The organism is Streptomyces sp. NH27, from assembly GCF_056859195.1.
Map to the genome: position 1 here is coordinate 1 of NZ_JACEGK010001124.1, position 380 is coordinate 380.

The window sequence follows — 380 nt, forward strand, 5'->3', positions numbered from 1 at the left end:
GACGTGGGGGAGACCAGATGATCACCGAACCGGAGGCATCCTGGGAGGCCGGCGACGGCAGCGATGGCGACGGCAGTGCCAACGGCTCCTACGGCCACCACGAAGACAACGGCGCGCCTGGCGAGGGCAGTTGGGGCGGCTGGGACGCCTCGGTGCCCGGCCCGCGGCCCGAGGTGATGGCGGGTCTGCCGCCGCGGCCCGGCCGGCTCGGGAAGCCGCCGGGGTGGCTGTGGGGCGCCCTCGCCGGCGTGCTGGTCACCTCGCTGGCCGGGGTGTCCCTCGCCTACGCGGGCGTCCTGCCGCAGCGCCACCGCGGACCCGACCTGCACGGCTACCGGATCGGGCAAAGCCCCTGCGCGAACCCTGCCGTCGACACGTTC

The 380-nt window shown here is 75.5% G+C and carries 1 pseudogene; it reads left to right on the top strand.

The window, feature by feature from the left end:
- Nucleotides 1-17: 17 nt before the first annotated feature.
- Nucleotides 18-380 (top strand): annotated as a pseudogene (locus tag AC13HU_RS38340) (hypothetical protein); the annotation flags it as partial.